General features: G+C 57.0%; 16 protein-coding genes and 3 pseudogenes. 4 read left to right on the top strand and 15 right to left on the bottom strand.

Features of this window, described 5'->3' with window-relative positions; all coding sequences use genetic code 11:
- Window positions 1-90: 90 nt before the first annotated feature.
- The 14 genes from ACXAC3_RS21000 to ACXAC3_RS20935 all read right to left on the bottom strand — a co-directional run bounded on the left by ACXAC3_RS21000 (window position 91) and on the right by ACXAC3_RS20935 (window position 14,107).
- A complete protein-coding gene (locus ACXAC3_RS21000; protein WP_475164525.1) occupies window positions 91-786 on the bottom strand; it encodes an RraA family protein in 696 nt (231 codons plus the stop codon).
- Window positions 783-1,478: an alpha/beta fold hydrolase gene (locus tag ACXAC3_RS20995; RefSeq protein WP_475164522.1), complete on the bottom strand. Its 696-nt coding sequence runs from the start codon at window positions 1,476-1,478 to the stop codon at window positions 783-785. The genes ACXAC3_RS21000 and ACXAC3_RS20995 overlap by 4 nt, the downstream gene beginning before the upstream one ends.
- Window positions 1,475-2,599, bottom strand: a complete 1,125-nt coding sequence (locus tag ACXAC3_RS20990) for a cobalamin-independent methionine synthase II family protein (RefSeq protein WP_475164519.1) — start codon at window positions 2,597-2,599, stop codon at window positions 1,475-1,477. Before ACXAC3_RS20990 ends, ACXAC3_RS20995 begins: the two co-directional genes overlap by 4 nt.
- Before the next feature lie 102 nt (window positions 2,600-2,701).
- A complete protein-coding gene (locus ACXAC3_RS20985) occupies window positions 2,702-3,664 on the bottom strand; it encodes a cupin domain-containing protein (protein ID WP_475164518.1) in 963 nt (320 codons plus the stop codon).
- Between the two features lie 151 nt (window positions 3,665-3,815).
- Entirely contained in the window at window positions 3,816-4,790 is a 975-nt protein-coding gene (locus ACXAC3_RS20980) for a nuclear transport factor 2 family protein (protein WP_475164516.1), read from the bottom strand.
- The gene (locus tag ACXAC3_RS20975) at window positions 4,787-5,806 is read right to left on the bottom strand and encodes a LacI family DNA-binding transcriptional regulator (RefSeq protein ID WP_475164514.1); all 1,020 of its coding nucleotides are present in this window, start codon (window positions 5,804-5,806) and stop codon (window positions 4,787-4,789) included. Before ACXAC3_RS20975 ends, ACXAC3_RS20980 begins: the two co-directional genes overlap by 4 nt.
- The gene (locus ACXAC3_RS20970; protein ID WP_475164512.1) at window positions 5,806-6,573 is read right to left on the bottom strand and encodes an SDR family NAD(P)-dependent oxidoreductase; all 768 of its coding nucleotides are present in this window, start codon (window positions 6,571-6,573) and stop codon (window positions 5,806-5,808) included. The genes ACXAC3_RS20975 and ACXAC3_RS20970 overlap by 1 nt, the downstream gene beginning before the upstream one ends.
- Window position 6,574: 1 nt before the next feature.
- Window positions 6,575-7,624: an ester cyclase gene (locus ACXAC3_RS20965; protein ID WP_475164510.1), complete on the bottom strand. Its 1,050-nt coding sequence runs from the start codon at window positions 7,622-7,624 to the stop codon at window positions 6,575-6,577.
- Window positions 7,625-7,706: 82 nt separating this feature from the next.
- The gene (hisD, locus tag ACXAC3_RS20960; protein WP_475164508.1) at window positions 7,707-9,047 is read right to left on the bottom strand and encodes a histidinol dehydrogenase; all 1,341 of its coding nucleotides are present in this window, start codon (window positions 9,045-9,047) and stop codon (window positions 7,707-7,709) included.
- A gap of 11 nt (window positions 9,048-9,058) precedes the next feature.
- Window positions 9,059-9,589, bottom strand: coding sequence for an ester cyclase (locus tag ACXAC3_RS20955; protein ID WP_475164505.1), 531 nt, complete (start codon window positions 9,587-9,589; stop codon window positions 9,059-9,061).
- 135 nt (window positions 9,590-9,724) lie between these two features.
- Window positions 9,725-10,606: a carbohydrate ABC transporter permease gene (locus tag ACXAC3_RS20950; RefSeq protein WP_475164502.1), complete on the bottom strand. Its 882-nt coding sequence runs from the start codon at window positions 10,604-10,606 to the stop codon at window positions 9,725-9,727.
- A gap of 9 nt (window positions 10,607-10,615) precedes the next feature.
- Entirely contained in the window at window positions 10,616-11,647 is a 1,032-nt protein-coding gene (locus ACXAC3_RS20945) for a carbohydrate ABC transporter permease (protein ID WP_475164501.1), read from the bottom strand.
- A gap of 70 nt (window positions 11,648-11,717) precedes the next feature.
- Window positions 11,718-12,962, bottom strand: coding sequence for an ABC transporter substrate-binding protein (locus tag ACXAC3_RS20940; protein WP_475164498.1), 1,245 nt, complete (start codon window positions 12,960-12,962; stop codon window positions 11,718-11,720).
- A 98-nt stretch (window positions 12,963-13,060) separates the two neighbouring features.
- Window positions 13,061-14,107 (bottom strand): ABC transporter ATP-binding protein, encoded by a 1,047-nt coding sequence (locus tag ACXAC3_RS20935; protein ID WP_475164495.1) that lies wholly within the window; start codon window positions 14,105-14,107, stop codon window positions 13,061-13,063.
- A gap of 158 nt (window positions 14,108-14,265) precedes the next feature.
- Here ACXAC3_RS20935 and ACXAC3_RS20930 point away from each other — a divergent pair.
- The 4 genes and pseudogenes from ACXAC3_RS20930 to ACXAC3_RS20915 all read left to right on the top strand — a co-directional run bounded on the left by ACXAC3_RS20930 (window position 14,266) and on the right by ACXAC3_RS20915 (window position 18,473).
- Window positions 14,266-15,266, top strand: a pseudogene (locus ACXAC3_RS20930) (ester cyclase).
- Window positions 15,263-16,153: an amidohydrolase family protein gene (locus ACXAC3_RS20925; RefSeq protein WP_475164493.1), complete on the top strand. Its 891-nt coding sequence runs from the start codon at window positions 15,263-15,265 to the stop codon at window positions 16,151-16,153. The pseudogene ACXAC3_RS20930 and the gene ACXAC3_RS20925 overlap by 4 nt, the downstream one beginning before the upstream one ends.
- A 688-nt stretch (window positions 16,154-16,841) precedes the next feature.
- Window positions 16,842-17,597 (top strand): annotated as a pseudogene (locus ACXAC3_RS20920) (IS5 family transposase).
- A gap of 564 nt (window positions 17,598-18,161) precedes the next feature.
- Window positions 18,162-18,473, top strand: coding sequence for a DUF1963 domain-containing protein (locus tag ACXAC3_RS20915; RefSeq protein WP_475164807.1), 312 nt, complete (start codon window positions 18,162-18,164; stop codon window positions 18,471-18,473).
- Between the two features lie 586 nt (window positions 18,474-19,059).
- On the opposite strand, the pseudogene ACXAC3_RS20910 reads toward ACXAC3_RS20915, so the two are convergent.
- Window positions 19,060-19,742, bottom strand: a pseudogene (locus ACXAC3_RS20910) (IS6 family transposase).
- Window positions 19,743-20,055: the final 313 nt, after the last annotated feature.

Here is a 20,055-nt window from a genome sequence, read left to right as displayed (position 1 = left end):
CGTCGGTCAGCCAAAAAGACTGCTCATGTCACCGCTCCGTTTTCGGAGCCGTGAATCACGCGGCGCGGCGGAAATCAATGCATCCTGACCCTAAGTCCGCGAGGCTTCAAACGCCGCCCATGCTTTTTCAAAGGTGTCGAAATCGAACCCTGACGCGCGGGCGGGTTCCAGGATAAGTTTTTCGGTTTCAAGCAGCTTGATGATCGCCTGTTCAAGCTCGGCCACAACTTCGGGCGGGATTACCAGAGCGCCATGCCGGTCGGCATGCACCAGATCGCCGTCCTTGATCGACAGGCCGAAGATTGTCACCGGCGTTCCAACCTCTGTCACGTGCACGAATCCGTGGCTTGGCCCGACAGACCCGGCAACCACCGGAAATCCATCCGGCAGGTCGCCAAGGTCCCGCATCACGCCGTTGGTCAGCGCACCGCTGATGCCGAAACTCTTGTGGACGGTCGTATTGATCTCACCCCAGTACGCACCAATGCAGTCGGGGTAATCCGAATCTTCCACCACGGTCACAGCAGGACCGGTGCCTGCGGCCATGTGCCGGTAGTAATCCATACGGCGCGCGCGGATCACGTCGGGGGCCTCGGTCGGCGGGTTCACGGCGGCAATCTTCGCGGTACGGGCATATCCCACAATCGCGCCCACATCGGGATCAGAGCACAACATTGTGCCCCGGGTAAAACCATTGAAACCGCGCTTGCCCTGGGCGACTTCGATGGCGTTGCAAACAGTCGGGGTGTCGACCTTTTTCAGCAGGTCCAGCAGGGATTGTTTCATATCATCTCCAGCCAGCGGGTCAGAGCCGCCGTGGTTTGTTGCGGTTGTTCCAGAGTCGGCAAATGGCCGGCGCTTTCGATGATTTCCAACCGGCTCTGCGGCATCAGATCGTGCATCAATTCATGCCTTGAGACGGGGCACAGGGCATCGTCGCGCCCACAGAGAACCAGCGCGGGGCCGGTGAAGTTGCGCAGCGTATTGCTCTGATCAGGTCGATCGCGCAGAGCTTTGGATTGATTGATGAAAACGTCCGGCCCAAGAGCTATGGCCATATCCATGCACAAATCCAGAATGGCGGCGCGGTGCGGGCCGTCGGTCAGGTAGTTCGGCTTCATCTCTTCGGCCATTACCTTGCGCAGATTGCCGAGTTCGACGGCATTGATCTGAGGGCCGCGTCTGGCCTTGACCTCGTCCAACTCTGCCAGAGGATTGGTATCCATCAATGCCAGACCTGCCACACGGTCTGGGGCCTGCCGCAGGATCTCCATCGCCACGATGCCACCCATGGAGAGCCCCGCCATAGCGAAACGTTCAGGCGCATAGGCCAACACATCGGCGGCCAGCGCCTGCATTGTGTCCTGTCCGCCGATTGGTGCGGCCAGGACCGGGTATTTGCCTGACAAGGCGTCAATCTGTGGTGTGAACAACCGCGCATCGCACATCATGCCGGGCAGAAGGATAAGCGGCGTCATTTGACCAGGGCAGCCCCTTCGGCAAGCGCGCCCAGCTTGGCATAGGCGATATCCGGATCGACCGCGCCAAAGCCTGCAAAGGTGCCAAAGCCGCAATCCGATCCGGCAATCACGCGTTTGGCACCGACAATATCGACAAAGCGTAGGGTGCGTTGGGCGACCACCTCGGGGTGTTCCACAAAATTGGTCGTGGTGTCGACCACACCGGGCACCAGAATCTTGTCATCTGGAATCTCATCCTTGCGGTCACGGAACACCGTCCATTCATGCGCATGTCGTGGGTTCGAAGTTTCGAACAGCACATAACGAGACTTGGTGGACATCAGCGTCGAAAATACCTTGTCCATGCCGATATCACAGCAATGCGGGCCCTCGTAGTTGCCCCAGCAAATGTGAACGCGCACTTTGTCAGATGGGACGTTTTGCAACGCGTGATTTAGCGCCTCGACATGCATGTCGGCGATTTTCACGAAATCATCGTCGGACAGATCGGTGAACAGCATGTGGCGCGACAAGGCAAGATCCGGGCAATCCAGCTGCAAATCCAGACCCGCACCAACGATGGTTTCATATTCTTCCTTCATCGCATCGGCCAGCGCGGCCAGATAGGCCTCGCGCGTCGGATAGAAATCATTTTGCAGAAAGAGGGAAATCACCCCGGGGCTGGCGGCGTTCATAAAACCGTGCTCGACCCCGTGTTCGGCCATGGCCGCCTTGAGATTGTCGATATCCTTCTGCAGTTCACCCTGTCCTTTCGAGCGCACCTCGCCGACGCACATGGGTCGCGCGTATTGCGGCGTTCCACCGTCATCCGCCAAACGTTGCAGAAAGCCCGGGAACATCTTGAGATCCGCCGGCGCATTGCGGGGACTGTCCCCATCAAAGCCGATATAGCGATCCTTCACATAAGTGGCATAGGAGATTTTCGAGGTCTCACCGTCCGAGACGATATCAACCCCGGCCTCAATCTGTTTTCGCACTGTCTCAGACACGGCAGCGGTTATGCAGGCATCGAACGCGGCCTGATCGAACGGTTCCTCCCGCTCGCGCGCGAAGATGAAGTCCACGACCTCCTGACTGCGCGGCAGGCTTCCCACATGGGTGGTTAAAATGCGGGTCATGTATTCATCTCCCTTCAAATCTTGTTCCTGCGCCGGGCCGGAAACCTGGTGCAGGATGCGCTGAGCATGCCCCGATTGAAATCGGGACACGCAATTATGGCCTCATGCACCTGTCCAGGTCGCTCCAGCCGGATCGTCGGTGGCAGTGATACGGTACAAACCCGCTTCGCCGGTCATCGAGGGCTCGGCGCTGTAGCTTTCATCGGGCAGAACCAGCGCGGTATCCCCTTTGGACAGAGTGGTTTCGACCTCATTGATCGTGACGCGCCAATGGCCGCTGGCCGGCATCAGAACCACAGGCTTTTCTGCCTTTAACTGATCAGCCACGGCAGAGCCGCGTGTCAGGAATTCCACCTCGAAACCGGGCTTGTCCTTGATCAGACCATTTTCGCCGATCACAATCGCCGGCTTGTCCGCCGACAACGCCATTAGGTCCCAGTAGCGGGCGACATATTTGCCTATCACCCCATCAACGGGAACTTCGGGATACGCTTTCAGCTCCTCCTCGGTCAGCAATGGCATGGGCTGCACGTTGTGCGGCAGTTCTTCGCCCTTTTTGCTGTCATAAAGTACGCCGTTATTGCCCAGCACCAGCCCATGGGCCTGCGCGTCCTGAATAACTTGCGGAGCCCATGTCACACCGCCACCGGCGTCATCCCCGCCCAGCATCGACATGATCATGCCGTAGTCCTGGCCGACATTCTCGAACCCGCGGAAGATGCCGGTTGGGATGTTGAAGATGTCCCCTTCTTCGGCGATGAACTCACCTGCGGTCCCGTAACGGCCCCAGAAGAACCGCCAGCGCCCCTTGGCGACAAAGAACACCTCGGCGGTGGTGTGGCTATGCAGCGAGTTACGGCATTTCGGCGGTTGCCCTGCTGCGCCGATGTTGAACCCGATCTTGTCGGTGATGTGGACGTGCTGATCAGGGCTTTCGCTGACGCCGCCGCCAATGATGGTAAAGTTCTCTTTCTGGTCCGAGCCCGGTGTGTGGGCGTCAATGAACGCGGTTTTACAAGGTTTCAGTTCGCCATAACGGACGATGCGGCTTTCGATGGTACTCATATATTGTCTCCTTTAGATTTGGGTTTGATCGGATCAAACCAAACCTCCCGGCGGGCGATTGTTCAGCCGCCGGGCGCGCAGGCTGGCGCGGTGGGCGTGGAACCGCCGCAACGCCTGCCCGGCATCCAGATTTGAGACAGGGCGCGACATTCTAGAGATCGCCAGTTTTCAGCAGGATCTGTTTCCAGATCGAAGTTTCGTCAAACAGCGTGTATTCCTTGCGCAGACCCCAGGGACCAAACTCGGCCTGGCTGATGCCAAGCACGAAGACCTCGGCCCCGGTCGGCACGCCGAAAACGCCCCAGCCGTCATGCTTGCCGTGCAGCGTCCAGCGGATCGCCGCGCGTGGTGGCATCATCGGATCGTCCCGTCCGATCTGATGGTGGATCTTGAACTCGGCATTCGGGAAAGAGGCGCGCAAACCCATCCAGAACCGATCAACCGGCCTCCAGCTATGTCCTGTGGTGCCGCCGGGATATTCCGACAGGACGGCGCGGTCATATTCTGCCTCGATCACGCCCATATCGGCATTCATGATCCGAGACAGAATGTCGGCATATTTTTGGCCCCATTCGTTGTCGTTGCCATGGCCTTTATAAGGACCAGACTGATCGTTTGCGGGCGTGTAGGGCTGAATACAGGCGTCAGGTCCGCCCTCGCGGGCGATCAAGTCGCTGGCGTATTCCTTGGGATCCCAGCCCAACTGTTGGACAATCGCGCTTTGGTCGCGGATCAGCCATTCGTCGTTGATCTGGTTATTGATTGCGTGGCAGTCGGCGAGGATGCGATAGACCAGCTTTTTGCCGGTTGCCTTGCCATAAACGCCATCGCCCAAATGCGTTGCCGTGGACAGCAGGCGGTGCGACGACAGCATGCCCTCTTCCGGTGTGCCCGACCAGATCACATCCTCGCCAAGCAATGTTCGATCCGGAAACTCGGCCAAAGTCGCCATCGTGGCGGCGATAACCCCCTGATTGCCGACCACAACCGAACCAGGCGAGCGCACCACGATATCCGGCGCATAATAGTGGTGCAGGGTGGCGATACCGCGATCCTCCCAAATCTCTTTGGTGATCCCGATGATAAAGTCGGGGAAATCTTTGAATTTGGGATCAAATCCCTTCATGTCTTCCATCCTTCAGGTATACGGGCCGAGCCGCGAACAATTAGCGGTCCGTCAATTTCAACCCTGCGCGGGCCTGCATCGGAGTCCTCAATCTTGCTGAGCAAAATATCCACCGTTTCCGCGACCATACGGTTGGCGGGCTGTCGAATTGTGGTCAGGTTGTAGGCTGGCCATGAGGCGACGGTCACATCGTCATACCCGATGACCGAAACATCGTCCGGAACAGACAACCCCAACTCGAACCGCAGAGTATCCATCACGGAAATGGCCATGTGATCATTGGCGACAAAAACGGCATCGGGCGGGTCGGAATCGAACATCTTTAGCGTGGCTTGCCGGGCTTCTTCAGCCACAAAATTTCCGACGCCGCGAGCGTGCAGGTTAACACCGGCCTCCTGCAAGGCCGCAACGAAGCCAGTTTCGCGGTCACGCTGGGTAGAGGCGCCTTCCCATCCAGCAATATATCCGATCTTCCTGTGCCCTCCGGCCAGCAGGAATTCAGCGGCCTTTCGTCCTCCGGCGACGTTGTCGGATGTGACCGACGACATTGCAGTGTCGTCTTGTGCCCGGTTGAACAGCACCATCGGAACACCTGCGGTTCGGCAGCGGTCGGACAGATCCGACGACAAAGCCACCGAAGCAGCGATGATTCCGTCGACCTGAAAATCGAGTATTTCCTCGACCACACTGTCGATGTTGCCAGCCTGATGTGAGGCCATGAATATCAGCACGTGGTATCCACGCTCCTGCAAAGCGTTCGTCAGCTTTTCCAGCGCTTCGGGGTAGAACTGGTTGTTCAGGTAAGCCACGACCAGGCCGATGATCCGGCTTTTCCCGGACACTACGGCACGGGCCAGAACGTTCGGGCGGTAGCCCAGTTCTTCGGCGGCCTTGCGCACCTTTTCTATAGTTTTCTTGGACGCCGATGCACCAGGCGTGAAAACGCGACTGACCGCAGATTGGCTGACCCCTGCGAGGCGGGCAACTTCCATGGATGTAACCTTGTTTGTCGCCATCAGTCCGCCGTCCAACCTCCGTCCACCATCAATGCCGTACCGGTCACCAATGCCGACGCATCCGAGGCCAGGTAAACGACGGCCCCCATGATGTCTTCAATCTCTCCCGGGCGACCAAGTTTGATCTTGTCCAGGATCCAGGCCCGTTTGTCCGGGTCGTCGAAGGTCGATTTTGTCAGATCCGTCAGGATGAAGGTGGGGCAGATCGTGTTGACCCGGATCTTAGAAGGACCGAATTCCAGCGCCATCGCCTTTGAGAAACCTTCAACCGCGAATTTCGATGCGCAGTACACGGCGCGTTCGCGACCGCCGACATGGCCCATCTGACTGGAGATATTCATCAGCGAACCGGGGCGACCGGCGTCGAGCAGGCCCTTGGCAACGGCCTGGGTCAGGAAATAGGCCCCTTTGACATTAACGCCCATAACGGCGTCAAAATCATCCGGTTGCGTATCCACGGCCTTGCTATGGCGGGCAAGCCCGGCGGAGTTCAGCAGAATATCGAATGGCCCGTTCTGTGCCACGGCTTCAGTTGTTGCCGCCACGTCCGAGACATCCAGTTCCAGAACCTCTGCCAACCAACTCCGCGCCGACATATCCTGTGCGATGTCTTGCAGCGCACCAGTACGTCGCGCCGCCAGTGTGACCTCAGCACCATGTTCCGCCAGCGCCACGGCGCAGGCCATACCGATGCCGGACGAGGCTCCGGCAACCAGCGCGCGCTTGCCGCTCAGGTCGAAACTCGGTGTGCTGGGGAATTGGGGCATATCAGACCTCGCCGACCGGGAACGGAATTGTGCCCGGAACACGTGCCTTGTTGAACTCGCGCAGGCGGGCAAAGACATCTACGCCCAGTTGCCGGTAGGCGTCCAGCAGATCGACCATGACCCAGTTCTCGCGGATCAGCCCGCCTTCCAATCGCCAGAAATCAAGACTGCGCATGGTGATCCGCTTGCCCGAGGGTGCAATGCCCATCCAGCCATCATGAGTGACGGTCTGGATCATATCGGGCCAACCGGTCACAGCGGCATAGTCGCCATCGCCAAAGAAGTGATAGTTGATCTCGTCCACGTATTTTCCGCGGTCGGGCATACCGTTCAAAAAGGGTATCTGGTGCCAGTTGCGGAAGCCCGCGATGCCGCGCCCGGTTCCAATCCCCGCAGGGCCGTACCAGTTCATGCGCGGATGCCAGAATTTCTCCATCTCCATCACTTCGGGCCCACCCTGACTGGGGTGTTTCTTCAGATGGTTCAGCATATCGACGATATGGGTACACGAGGCCATTGAATTCGCCTCATCCCAAGGCCCGGGCACGATGCCGTCCAGCGTCGCCGGGCCGGGAATGCAAAATTCCAGCCCTAGCGACGGGGCCATCGGCCATGCCCCGGCCTGCATCATCACTTCGGGAATGTCCCAAAGCGTCTGGATCTCGACAATTTTGTCATTTTCGAAGCGGTAGAATTCGTGGAACCGCATATGGGTCAGATGCCCGGTCGGCGGGATGTCCAGCCAGGGGGTCACGAAGGTCCCAACGTAATGGCCGCCACAGCCGATCCAGTCATTGCCATGTTCCGTAACCCCGCCCATCACGATCCAATCCCGGCGTTCCAAATCAGGCATGGATTTTAAAAGCGGTGCGTAGCAGGTGTCGTAGAGTTCCTGGGGCCCGGTCAGGTCGCCGAATGGATGCGGCATATGGATGACGGCATCGGGCGCAATCACCGCGTCCAGCGCGGCCCGGACGCCGGTTTCGTCAAAGTTGTACATGGCCTCGCGCAAGGGCGCGATCAGGGCCTTGTGGGTGGAATGTGTGTCCATTGCGAAATCTCGCATTTTGTTAACTGCTTCTTTCTCAAAATCCGTGACGCCCGGGCGGTCCCGGGCGCAAGCTCTGTGGCGGTCACGAGGATGCCTCGGCAGTCTCGCGATAAGCCGCACCCTCGCCGTACGGCACGTTGATGCCCCCATAACGCCGGACGCGGATGTTGCATTGCTCGGCATGGCCGACAAAACCTTCCAGCATGCACAGGCGCGAGCCGTATTCGCCGATCATCGTCGCAGCCTCATCAGTGACGACTTTCTGATAGCTGTGCGTTTTCAGGAACTTGCCGACCCAGAGGCCGCCGGTATAACGCCCTGCCTTTTTGGTCGGCAGGGTGTGGTTGGTACCGATCACCTTATCTCCGTTGGCCACGTTGGTGCGCGGGCCAAGGAACAACGCGCCGTAGCAGGTCATGTTTTTCAGAAACCAATCGTCGCGATCTGTCATGACCTGAACATGCTCGGAGGCGATGTCATCGGCGACTTGCAGCATTTCGTCATAGCTGTCGCAAACGATGACCTCGCCATATTCCGCCCAGCTGACCTTGGCGGTGCCTGCAGTGGGCAGGATGCCGAGGATACGGTCAATCTCGGCAAGGGTTTCTTCGGCCAGTTTGCGCGAGTTGGTAACCAGGACACAGGGGCTGTTATAGCCATGTTCGGCCTGCCCCAGCAGATCGGTCGCACACAGCTCGGCATCGGCTGCGGTTTCATCAGCGATGACCATGGTTTCGGTCGGACCAGCGAAGAGGTCAATGCCGACGCGGCCAAACAACTGGCGCTTGGCTTCGGCCACAAAGGCGTTGCCGGGGCCAACCAGCATATGAACCGGGTCGATGGTCTCGGTCCCGATTGCCATAGCGCCGATGGCCTGAATGCCGCCCATGACATAGATCTCATGCGCGCCGCCCAGATGCATCGCCGCGATCACTGCCGCATTCGGCTTGCCCTGAAACGGCGGGGTGCAGGCGATGATACGCGGCACACCCGCAACCTTGGCCGTCGCCACCGACATATGCGCCGAAGCCACCATCGGGAATTTACCGCCCGGCACATAGCAGCCAACAGATTGCACCGGGATGTTCTTGTGACCCAAAATCACACCGGGCATCGTTTCAACTTCGATATCCAGCATCGAGTCTCGCTGCGCCTGCGCGAAGTTCATCACCTGTTTTTGGGCGAATTTGATATCGGCCAACTCGCGTTCGGTCAGCGATGCGATCAGGTCGTCGATCTGCTGTTGGCTCAGGCGGAAACTCTCAGGCGAATAGTTGTCGAATTTCTCGGACAATTCGCGCACTGCCGCGTCACCGCGGGTTTCGATATCCTTCAGCGTCGCCTCGACAACGGCGCGTGTTTTAGCGTCGTCTTCGGCCCGGTCGGCGTCAGATTTGCCGCGTTTCAGATATTCAATTGCCATTGTCCTAATCCTCAATTGTCGGGCCGGGGCGGAGTTTTCTCTCCCCGGTCGAATGTTTCCCAGCCTTCGCCGTTGAACAGATCAACGCCAAGCTGCGCGGCGACATGGGCGAAGTCGACGTTCACCCAATTGTCGACGATCTTGCCGTCGACGACTTTCCAGAAATCCATATAGCGGATCTCGACCCGCTTTCCGGTCGGGGCGATGCCCAGGAATTCACCGGAATGGGTTGCCTCTTGCCGGCCAAAAGCCGCAGCCCATTCGCCCATGTAGAGGCGCGCTTCGTCGATGCAGGTCTTATCCGAAAAGGCGGCCTGAAACGGGCGTTGCCAGTTTTCCTGAAACTCTTTCAACCCGGTCTTGGTACCGCAGCCCTGATTGCCCAGCCAGCGGAACCCTTCCGAGAAAAACTCACCAATATCGTCGATACGGTGGTCGTTCAGACCGTCGACCATCGCTTCGATTACCGCGCAGGTCTCATCGGTTTTGCTCATGTCCGTGTCACGAGTCAGCACGGCCTGTTCTGGGCGGGAGCCCTTCATATCTCTCTTCCTTTTATGGCTACCAAGGGACTTTCTGTGTGGACTGGGAGGGTCAATCGGCCGTCAGAAAATCCCTTGGCATCCGGTTGAGCGCCGGATGGCGCGCAACGGCGTTATGTCTGGCTGATGCGCTCATCAGCCCTTGACCGCCCCTGCTGTCAGACCGCTGACGATCTGGCGCTGGAAGAACAGGATCAGGACAAACAGTGGTGCAGTGGCCGAAACCACGGCCGCGACCGCGTACATGACCTTGCCTTCGACCTGGGTTGTTCCCATGAAGCTGTTGATGGCGGGAATGATGGTCTCATTCTCTTCACTCAAGAGCATCACTGCCACGGTAAAGTCGTTATAAGCCAGCAGGAAGCTGAACAGGCCGGTGGTGATCACGCCGGGCCACATGACCGGTACGATTACATGCCGGAAGGCCTGGAACCGGGTGCAGCCATCAACCATGGCGCTTTCGTCCATGTCCTTGGGGATGTTCTTGAAGAACGAGTGCAGCATCCACAGGGTAAAGGGCTGATTGATCGCCACAAGCACGATGATGGTGGTCGGCAGGATGCCCCAGACATTCCACTCGAAGAACCACAGCAAGTAACCCGAGACCAATGTCATATGCGGCATCGCGCGGAACACAAGTGCAGCCATCAGGATCCAGAACGCATAGCGGAAACCGGACCGCGCCAACGCATACCCCCCGAGCGTTCCGAAGGTCAGCGAGATGAGCACAGTGAAGAAAACCACGATGCCGGTGTTCTTGAAGTTGAACCAGAAATCTTCCAGAACCCATGCCCCGTGATAGCCGGCACCGGTAAAGGCACTGCCGGTTTGCTCGATCGTGTTGGCTCCGGTCAGGGCATTCATCCAGTCGGCCTTGGACAAGAAGTCGGCCTGTACCTTGAAGCTACCCCAGAAGGTCCAGAAGAACGGGAAGGCGGCGATAATCAGCCAGAAAGCCACGAACCCGTAAGAGAACAGTTTTAGCGGGGTCATGCGGGATTGTGCTTTGGTCGCCATGTCGTGTCCTCAGTGAGATTTACGGGTGAAGTCACGCCAGGTGCGAACAAGCACCGGTGACATCAGGATGACCGCAAGAATGATGGTAATCAGCGATGTTGCGCCTGCTGACGCGTAGAGCGGATTGCCGCTTTCGCGCAGGTCGTTGTAGATGATCCAGCTGAGCGACTGTGCATGGGCTTCGGCCTTGAAGCTGACGATCGGCTCAAAAACCCGGAAGTTATCCATGATCAGCATGAGCGTCACAAACGAAACCAGCGGCATCAGGTGTGGCACGATCACGTGGATCAGGCGCTGCCACTTCGTCGCGCCATCGATCTGCGCCGCTTCCATGGTGTCATCGGGGACGGTTTGCAGACCCGCGTAGAAGGTGATGAAACTGAACGGCAATGTGTGCCACACGCCGTAGACCATCAGCATGGTCCATGTCAGCGCCGTCGAAGCCTTCAGGCTAAGTGACGGGTCGTTGAATATGCGCTGAATTGTGGCGCCAATTACGCCGTCGCCATCGACCATCCAGAACAGGATCAAGGAGCCAACAAGCGGCGTAACGAGAAACGGCAGAAGCGAGATGAAGATCGCAACCCCTTTAAGCGCGCGGGGCAGGTTGTTGACACCTACGGCAATTGCCAGCCCCAGGGCCAGGACCAACGGCGTGACAATGAAAGTATAGGCCAAAGTGAATGTCAGGGCGCTGTAGAATGGCAGGTTATACACCTGAGCCCAAAAATCGCCCAAGCTGTCAGAATTCGCCCATGCCTCTCCGATCTCGGCAAATGCCAGGTGCGAACGGTTGATATACGTGCCCAGACCATTGAACTGACCCAAAGGCTGCTCTTCACGCAGCTTGTTTGTTGCCTCGATGTCGACCGTTGTGGTCGGGTTACATCCAAACGGGCCGCAGCTTTCGGAGACCAGCAGAACCTGCTCGTGCTCGACAAAGAGCGATTGGACAAAAACCGAGACGATCGGCAGAGCAATGAACAGGACCATTGCGGAAAGCGTTGGCAGAATGAACCAGAAAAAGGTGCGGTGCTTCATAGCGTACGTCCCAGTTTTTTAGTCCGGAAAAGATGAGGGGGCTGAATGCACCCCCTCAAGTCGGGGAGTATTACTTAAGGAAGCCGGCTTCTTTGGCTGAGGTCCTGTAAGCGGCTTCGACATCCGCCAACGCCTGTTCAGCACTTTCGTCACCCTTCAGGAAATCTGCGAGTTCCGCGCCGAGTGCGGCATGCAGCAGGCCAATTTGCGGGATCATCGGATAAGGTTTCGCACCACCTTGTACGGTTTCGGCAACACCTGCCGCAGCCGGTCCCGGCTTGAACCCTTCAAGCAGCCAGACGGCATCGTCGTTGTTCGCAGCTACCATTTCCGGTGTCAGCGCGCTGATCAACGCAGCAAAGGTTGCTTCGGCCTCTTCGTCCGACACGTTGGATGCGATGGTAATACCGTCCCACCACAGCGTGGCTGAAGGGATCGATCCACCGCCAACGGTCGGTGCAGCAGACAGAACCGTGTTCGAGGTCACTTCTTCGGTGGACCCTTCATCATCCAGAATTGGCGCGCCACGCGAACCCCACATGACCGCAAGAGCCGCCTGACCGGATTCCCACAGGCCCTGCGTTTCGTTCGACGCGTGGGTCAGGTGGTCTGGATGGGCGTATTCCGCCAGCGCCTTCATGACTTCCAGCGCGGCCACGCCGCTTTCGTTGTTGATCGACGGCTCGGCCGAACCGGGAACAAAGAACTCACCGCCATGACCGAGATAGATCATGTTGAACACCTCGGCCAGGTTCCATCCGGTCTGAAGGTTCATTGCGATCGGATGTTCCATGATACCTGCAGCCCGGATTTTCTCAGCCGCTTCCAGAACCTCTTCATAGGTTGCCGGAATGCCCTCAAAACCAGCCTGTTCCAGAATATCCTTGCGCGAGAACAGGTGCTGCGAGTTGGCCATGAAGGCCACGGCCATGACGTTGCCATCAATGGTGATCAGCAGGTTCGGCGGAATGCTGTCCTTGTATTTTTCAACCAGATCATTCAGCGGCCGCACCAGACCGTCGTTCATCAGTTGGGTCAACGTCGAGTTGGCCAGGATCACCGATGTATATTCCGAAGGGTTCGGTGTCAGAGCCGCGTTCATGATCGAGCGCGCTTCGGTGGTGTGGTTGGTGTTGAATTCAGCCGCGGACCCCGCACAATTCGCTTCGGCGGCTCCTGCCACTGCGTGGATTGCCGGGAAGTCGCTGGCGAGGATTCGAATGGACTGACCTTCCGGCCCACAATCGGCGGCGTAAGCTGCCGAACCCATCAGCCCTACAAAGGCGGTTGCTGTTGCGATTTTTCTCAGGAACATTTCTGTCTCCCTGTCTTTTTGAGAATTTGAGCGCGTGGCCCGTGCGCGCATGAAGTTTTTTCGCCGGGGTTTGCCCCGATCATTGAGCAGGGCCGTGTTCAGAGCCGGGCGCCGGTCCTGCCATCAAACAGATGGCAGATTTCAGCTGGAACCGAGATCGACACCATGTCGTCGATCTCTGCCCGGAAATTCTTGTCCGCTTTCACCGAGACCAGGGCACCGCCGACGCGAACCGAAATCATTGTGGCGTCGCCCAGCAATTCTTGCGTGTAGATAGGGGCGTTGATCTGCCCCTGTCCTTCCGCCGCAAGGCTGGCATCTTCGGCCCGGAAGCCCAAGGTCATCGGGCCGTCCGGAGCTTTCAGCCCGGAGATTTCAACGTTTTTGGCGGTGAAGGTGCCACCCCGGGCTTCACCTTCCATAAGGTTCATTGCCGGGTTGCCGATAAAGCTGGCCACAAAGGTGTTGGCCGGGGTGTCGTAAATGTCAGTCGGGCTGCCAACCTGCTGCACAACGCCCTGTTTCATGACAACTACGCGATCGGCCAGCGTCATCGCCTCGATCTGGTCATGGGTGACGTAGATCGTGGTCACCGCGAGTTCGTGGCTGAGGTTTTTGATCTGTGCCCGGGTGGAAACGCGCAGCTTGGCATCAAGGTTGGACAGCGGCTCGTCCATCAGGAAAACGTTCGGCTCGCGCACGATGGCACGGGCAAGCGCGACGCGCTGACGCTGACCGCCCGACAACTCTGCAGGTTTGCGGTGCAGGAAGTCATCCAGCTCGACCATGGCGGATGCGCGACGTACTTTTTCGTCATGCGTGGACGGATCGATGCCGCGAACCTTCAACGGGAACCGAATGTTCTCATAGACGTTCATGTTGGGGTACAAAGCGTAAGACTGGAACACCATCGCGACGTCACGATCCTTGGGCTCCATGTCATTTACTCGGGCGCCATCGATCAGAATGTCACCCTCGCTGGCGTCCTCCAGACCGGCGATCATGCGCATGGTCGTTGTTTTGCCACAGCCTGACGGACCAAGAAGAACCAGAAACTCTTTGTCGGAAATTGTCAGATCGAAATTGTCGACCCCGACAAATGAACCCCAGCGCTTTCCAACGTTGCGAAGTTGTATCTCGGCCATTGAGTCCCTCCCTGCGGGTCACCGTGCATACGTTTGCAAAAAGCATAGACAACAAGGGAAACATCTGGCAAGCTTTTTTTGCATGCGCATGCAAGAGCAAACCCGGCCGCTCTACAAAGTCGTCAATGCAGCAGGTAAGGCACTGAAAGAAAAAGCTAATGTCCTATCAGACCGAAAAAGAAGTCGTTCTTGAGTACTACAAGGCACTAGGCAACGCTGAACAATCGGATGTCGCCGACGCCGTGTCTGAGTTCTGCGCGGAAGACTACCTGTGGCGCGGGTTTCATCCATTTGATGAGAAGCAAGGCATTGAAGATGTGGCGAAGACATTCTGGCACCCTTTGATGTACAGCCTAAAGCATCTGCAACGGCGGATGGACGTTTTCATGGCCGGCAAAAACGAGTTGGACGGGTTCACCTCGGTCTGGGTTGTGTCGATGGGACACCTGATGGGCCTGTTCGACAATGCATGGCTGGGTATCGCCCCAACAGGCAAGATGGCGTTTCTGCGCTATTGCGAATTCAACAAGGTCGAGAATGGCAAAGTCACCGAGACGGCGATGTATTTCGACATCCCGCATTTCATGATGCAGGCCGGACTGCAGCCCTTCCCCCCCAGACTGCGGCCCATCTGGTTCAACCCGGACCGATGACGCATGACGGATTGATGTTCGGCCCGCAACCCGCCGAAGAAGGCGAGAAAACCCTCAGCACGATTAATGCCATGATATCCGATATCGGCCAGTGGAACAGCGGCCTGAGCCTTGAGGACGAATTGCGCCGGACGTGGTGCGAAGACATGATCTGGTGGGGACCGGCAGGGATTGGTGCAACCTATACGATCGAGCGCTATGTAAAGCAGCACTCAGGCCCGTTCCGCGCTTCCTTTGCAGACCGTTCAAAGACCAAGCACATTTGCCGCATGGCGGAGGGTCACTATGGCGGCTTTTTTGGCTGGCCGAATTTCACGGCGCGGCCCACCGGTGGGTTCATGGGCATGCCCGCCACCGACAAGGCCGGTGAATTCCGTGTGATCGACATTTATCGACGCGAGGGTGACAAGCTGGCCGAAAACTGGATTTTCATCGACCTGCTGCATTTCTGGAAACAACAGGGTGTCGATATTCTGGGGCGCATGGCGAAGGTGCCGCGGACATGACCGGCTGGATCGACGCGCATCACCACCTTTGGGACCTTGAGGCAGTGCACTATCCGTGGCTGATGGCACGTGGAGTGGAAAGGTTCTTTGGCGACCCGACGCCAATTCAGCGGAATTACCTGCACAACGAATTCCGGTCCGAAGCCGCGCCTTGCGGAGTCCACGCCTCAGTCCACATTCAGGTGGGGGCCGAAAACGGTCTGGACGAAGCCAGATGGGTTCAATCCGTCGCCGATGCCAACCCGGACTGGCCGATGGCGCAGGTTGCGTTCTGTGATCTGACCTCGGTCGACCTGTCCGCTCAGCTTGACGCGTTTCAGGCCCTTCCAACGGTGCGCGGCGTGCGCCAGATCGTCGGCCGCGCACCGGGAGAGGATGCGAAGACCGGCACCAATTCTCTACTGGAGGATCCGCGATTTTTGGGCGGGTTGCAGGAAGCTGGTCGGCGCGGTCTCAGCTTTGATCTGCAACTCGTTCCGGGCTTAATGGAGAAGACAGGTGCGGTACTGGCGCAGGCTCCGGATACAAAGGTTGCGCTATGTCACGCGGGGTCGCCGCACGATCGAAGCCCTGAAGGATTGAAAGACTGGGCCAAACACTTACGGTACCTGTCCGATCTTCCTCAGGTTACTTGCAAACTTTCTGGCCTGGGCATGTTCGATCACAACTGGACCACGGAGAGCATACGCCCAATTGTGGATGAGTGCCTTGCACAGTTCGGAGCGGATCGGGTCATGTTCGGCTCAAACTTCCCGGTCGACAAGCTCTACCGCGATTACAAATCTCTGACAAAGTCTTACCGTGATCTGGTTCCCGTTGAGGCACAACCGGCGGTGTTCAGAGAAACCGCTGCGCGTTTCTATGATCTTGAGGTGCCGTCGGATTAAAGTTCACTTCTCAAACCACAGTAAAGCCTGAGTGGATCGACTACAACGGCCACATGCAAGAGGCCCATTACCGGCTGGTGTTCAGTTTCCGGCGCACCGTGGGCAGCAATAGTTTGCGTCCAAGTGCGTCTGGTGCGTTATTCTCAAGACGCCGCGCGGCGCGCGGCAATCACTGGCGATGCTGTGGTCGGCGGTCTCGATTGCTTCACGAATGGCCAGCCCGTGTTCATGGAGGTGCTTGCCTTCCTCAGTCAGGTCCACTGCGAGCATGTTTCGGTTCAAGAGCCGAGCGCCATAACCGTCCTCAGTTGCGCGATGGCTTTTCCAGCCGTAGATCGACACAGCCCGTACAACTTGCCGGCGGTTACGAAACACCCGGTCTCAACGACCGGGAGAAACAGGAGGATGTCATTTACCTTCGATCTGATTATGACTCTTGTGGCATGAAATTCGTATCTGAAACGAACTCCCTTCGTCACTTACTGCGCCTAAGTCATTCGCCAAGACAGTCCGCAATAGGAGAAAGACTTGTCCACAAAATTTGGCCGTACGAACCCTCCGGTGCTGCCAGATGCAAGCAAGGTTGGGTAACCCCAAATCTCCAGCGCGCATCCCGGTGCCCTGGGGTCAGGACCCATTGATTTCCGCTTGGCTGCGTGATTCACGGTTCGAAAATCGAGCGGTGACCATGTCTGATCTTTCCTGGCTGACGGATGCGCAGATGGCGCGTCTTGAGCCTTTCTTCCGCAAGACCCACGGCAACCCACGCGTTGATGATCGACGTGTGTTGAGCGGCATTATCTTCATTAATCGCAATGGGTTGAGATGGCGCATGCCCTTCGGCGTATGGCCCACACAAGACGCTCTATAACCGTTGGAAGCGGTGGAGCGACAAAGGCATCTTCGCCCGGATGATGGCCGGTCTGGCTGCCGAACACGGTGAAGAGAAGACCGTGATGATCGATGCCACCTACCTGAAGGCCCACCGTACCGCGACCAGTTTGGGCGTCAAAAAAGGGGGCGTGGACGCCTGATCGGTCGCACCAAGGGCGGCATGAACACCAAGTTGCATGCCATCTGCGACAGCCGGGGACGTCCGCTCAACCTGTTCATCACCGCCGGTCAGGTCAGCGATTACATTGGTGGGCGGGCACTGCTGAGCGGCGTGCCGGATGTCGATTCGCTGCTCGGGGATCGTGGCTATGACGCCGCTTGGTTCCGGGAAGCGTTGAAAGACAAAGGGATACGCGCCTGCATCCCTGGCCGGAAGCAGCGGAAGAAACCGTTTAGGTACGACAAGCGTCGTTACAAACGGCGCAACCGGATCGAGATCATGTTCGGCAGGTTGAAGGATTGGCGGCGTGTGGCAACCCACTACGACAGGTGCCCGAAGGTCTTCCTGTCAGCAATCGCCCTCGCAGCACTCGTTATCTATTGGCCATGAGTCCCGACCCTAGTCAATATCTTGCTTTGTCATTTCAAGTTCTTGAGTGTAAGCGAGTTTACAAAGGCAGTATTTTGCTGGGCACGTTGAATTGACACGCCCCGCTCGTCGCACCAGTGAGCGCAAAAGGATTGGTCAGATTGGGTTGGATTTCGCGTGGTATGAGAAATGAAGGCCCTCCCTGAGCAAAACAATTGATCGAGAGTTGAAGTTAATTTGTCCGAGGCAGCATTGCCCTCACACCTGACTTTCCGGCCAATACATTCGCATTTATACCCTACCAAATATCTTGAATGTCTGCTGCGAGCCCAATATGCCAGATGCTGCAATGCAAACAGACAACGGCTTTGTCGCAAAGCTATATCCGGCAAGCCTTGCGATAGACTTCGTTCGCCAAAAAACCGCCATACTTTTTGGCCATGCATGCGCAACCTGACTCTGAGAGAACCCATCCTTTGAAGATTTTTAACCGCTTCTTTCCAAAAGCAGCCGAATAAGAGCATCGACCCTGACGCCAAAGAACTCTTAGTTCGCGTTCTCGAAAATGAGTTTGTGATCGTGGAGATGCAAAACGCCGCGAGGACCGAGGCCGGTCCATCTGCAATCCTGACTCCGGCAGAGCCACGGCCGGTCGAAGATGCAGTGGGATGGTTTGGCGGAACGGCAAAGTTGCCAAAAGAACTCGCATGGCCAGAAATCGAGGGGACACCCCTTTGTTTCCTTGCGCAAATCGACCTGGCACAGCTACCGCGAAAAATCTGGTCAGGTGTCGGCCCACGACGTGGATGTTTTGTTTTTTTCCACCCTATGCACGCCCAGCAGAATGTTGCCCAAACCGGCTATTGGAGAGATCGCAGCGAATTCACGCTTTGCTGACAAAGCTGAACTTCACCTTCCGGAGCCGAACGTCTGCAATCTAGAATTTTTGACGACTTCCTGCGCGTGGTTTCGATTGTCAGATAACCGTAGCGAAAGTAGCAGCAAACCCTGTTCCGTAAGACAAATGGCAGAACGGGCTGCCCCGTCAATTTAAAACAAAAGTTTGAAACACAACCACCACACGGACAACTAACATGACAACACCGTTTCATAGCTGGCTGAGCTCCCGACTGTCGGACAAGATCCGAGCTTATTTTAATACCATTTGTGGAACGTGGTCGTGAGAAAAGTGCCAGAATTGCTTCTTTCTCATCCCTTCCAATACGCACTCGGCTACAGTTTCAGGGTCCATACCGTTATCCATAACCTGGGCCACTTCTTTTTGAAATGCGTCTGTTTTCCCCGATATTGGTACGTCTCTTTGAGCCGCGACAGGACATTCCCCATCGACAAGATGTGTGGCGCGCCGAGGCAAAGAACAGAGGAAGTAACACCGGAACCAGAAGCCCCTAAGTCTCGTTCAGGTGTTGTCACGTAAACACCCAGTCTACAAAGATGTGCTGGTGCTCAGATTTCAAGCAGCTCATGTGGCAGCATTCCACTCGTCAAAAGTCTCGAGACGGTGATATCGAATTGTTAAGGCTGAGCGGCGACGCCGAAGCGATTGCGGATGGTTGAGTAGGTCGCCACGAACCATTGCAACCCTCCTGGAGAGCGATGGCCTTGCGTCGTCCTTTCCCGCTTTCGGAATGGGAGATGACTATTATCAGCTCGATTGTTGAGGCCCTTGTGCGACCAATGATCCAACCGTAGCGCGACCTCATACTTGGCGGCACCGTATGAGCGCAATTTGTCCGCGATGATCCGCTTTGGAATGAAACCAAGGGGCTTTTTCAGGCGGCGCAACAGCTGTTTTGCCGCCCGTTTGTCCCGTTTCAATTGGAGGACTTCGTCCAGCACCATGCAATGCCGGTCGATCGCGCGCAAACGCCAGTACTTGCGACCTGAAATTCTAAAGGCAACTTCATTTAGATGCCAGACATCACCTGGACGTTTCTGTCTCTGCCGCAGGTTTCGAGCTACCGCCGGTCCGAATTTGATGACCCAACGCCGGACAGTTTCGTAAGACACGTCGATCCCACGCTGCAGAAGCACCTCTGCAACTTCACGCTGACTCAGTTTTAAGCGAAGGTACAGCCTCACCGCGTGCGCGATGATCTGAGGAAGAAGCCGCTGGCGCTTGTAGCTGATTGACGATGACTTCATCGATGTCACCTATGTCCAATTAAGGGCGTGTGCGACCGAGTGACAGTTAATGTAACAACACCCAAAATTCCAAGACAGATGCGAAAAAGCGAAGGCTATACCTGTCCATTCCAAGAATTTGTGACACAATCCTCAGATGAGCGATACCTGGCCCAGTTCATAATGAGCCGTTTGACGGAATCAGGGCCGGATGGTACCATTTCACCATATTTTTTAGTCCTAATTCTTTTACGCGCAGACTTGATCTGCGCGCGTTCAAGTTGATGAGTGACAGCAATTTTCGAAGGCTGGCCCCAACAAATCGAAGTGACCT

It is taken from the genome of Ruegeria sp. ABV4_181, assembly GCF_056158465.1.
The sequence above is the reverse complement of the archived record's forward strand: the minus strand, read 5'-3'. Positions and strand labels throughout refer to the sequence as shown.

What these genes read in the sequence shown, in the direction of transcription:
- ACXAC3_RS21000 (WP_475164525.1), bottom strand. Translation starts at nt 786, where the DNA reads ATGAAACAATCCCTGCTGGACCTGCTGAAAAAGGTCGACACCCCGACT.
- ACXAC3_RS20995 (WP_475164522.1), bottom strand. Translation starts at nt 1,478, where the DNA reads ATGACGCCGCTTATCCTTCTGCCCGGCATGATGTGCGATGCGCGGTTG.
- ACXAC3_RS20990 (WP_475164519.1), bottom strand. Translation starts at nt 2,599, where the DNA reads ATGACCCGCATTTTAACCACCCATGTGGGAAGCCTGCCGCGCAGTCAG.
- ACXAC3_RS20985 (WP_475164518.1), bottom strand. Translation starts at nt 3,664, where the DNA reads ATGAGTACCATCGAAAGCCGCATCGTCCGTTATGGCGAACTGAAACCT.
- ACXAC3_RS20980 (WP_475164516.1), bottom strand. Translation starts at nt 4,790, where the DNA reads ATGAAGGGATTTGATCCCAAATTCAAAGATTTCCCCGACTTTATCATC.
- ACXAC3_RS20975 (WP_475164514.1), bottom strand. Translation starts at nt 5,806, where the DNA reads ATGGCGACAAACAAGGTTACATCCATGGAAGTTGCCCGCCTCGCAGGG.
- ACXAC3_RS20970 (WP_475164512.1), bottom strand. Translation starts at nt 6,573, where the DNA reads ATGCCCCAATTCCCCAGCACACCGAGTTTCGACCTGAGCGGCAAGCGC.
- ACXAC3_RS20965 (WP_475164510.1), bottom strand. Translation starts at nt 7,624, where the DNA reads ATGGACACACATTCCACCCACAAGGCCCTGATCGCGCCCTTGCGCGAG.
- hisD (WP_475164508.1), bottom strand. Translation starts at nt 9,047, where the DNA reads ATGGCAATTGAATATCTGAAACGCGGCAAATCTGACGCCGACCGGGCC.
- ACXAC3_RS20955 (WP_475164505.1), bottom strand. Translation starts at nt 9,589, where the DNA reads ATGAAGGGCTCCCGCCCAGAACAGGCCGTGCTGACTCGTGACACGGAC.
- ACXAC3_RS20950 (WP_475164502.1), bottom strand. Translation starts at nt 10,606, where the DNA reads ATGGCGACCAAAGCACAATCCCGCATGACCCCGCTAAAACTGTTCTCT.
- ACXAC3_RS20945 (WP_475164501.1), bottom strand. Translation starts at nt 11,647, where the DNA reads ATGAAGCACCGCACCTTTTTCTGGTTCATTCTGCCAACGCTTTCCGCA.
- ACXAC3_RS20940 (WP_475164498.1), bottom strand. Translation starts at nt 12,962, where the DNA reads ATGTTCCTGAGAAAAATCGCAACAGCAACCGCCTTTGTAGGGCTGATG.
- ACXAC3_RS20935 (WP_475164495.1), bottom strand. Translation starts at nt 14,107, where the DNA reads ATGGCCGAGATACAACTTCGCAACGTTGGAAAGCGCTGGGGTTCATTT.
- ACXAC3_RS20925 (WP_475164493.1), top strand. Translation starts at nt 15,263, where the DNA reads ATGACCGGCTGGATCGACGCGCATCACCACCTTTGGGACCTTGAGGCA.
- ACXAC3_RS20915 (WP_475164807.1), top strand. Translation starts at nt 18,162, where the DNA reads ATGCAAAACGCCGCGAGGACCGAGGCCGGTCCATCTGCAATCCTGACT.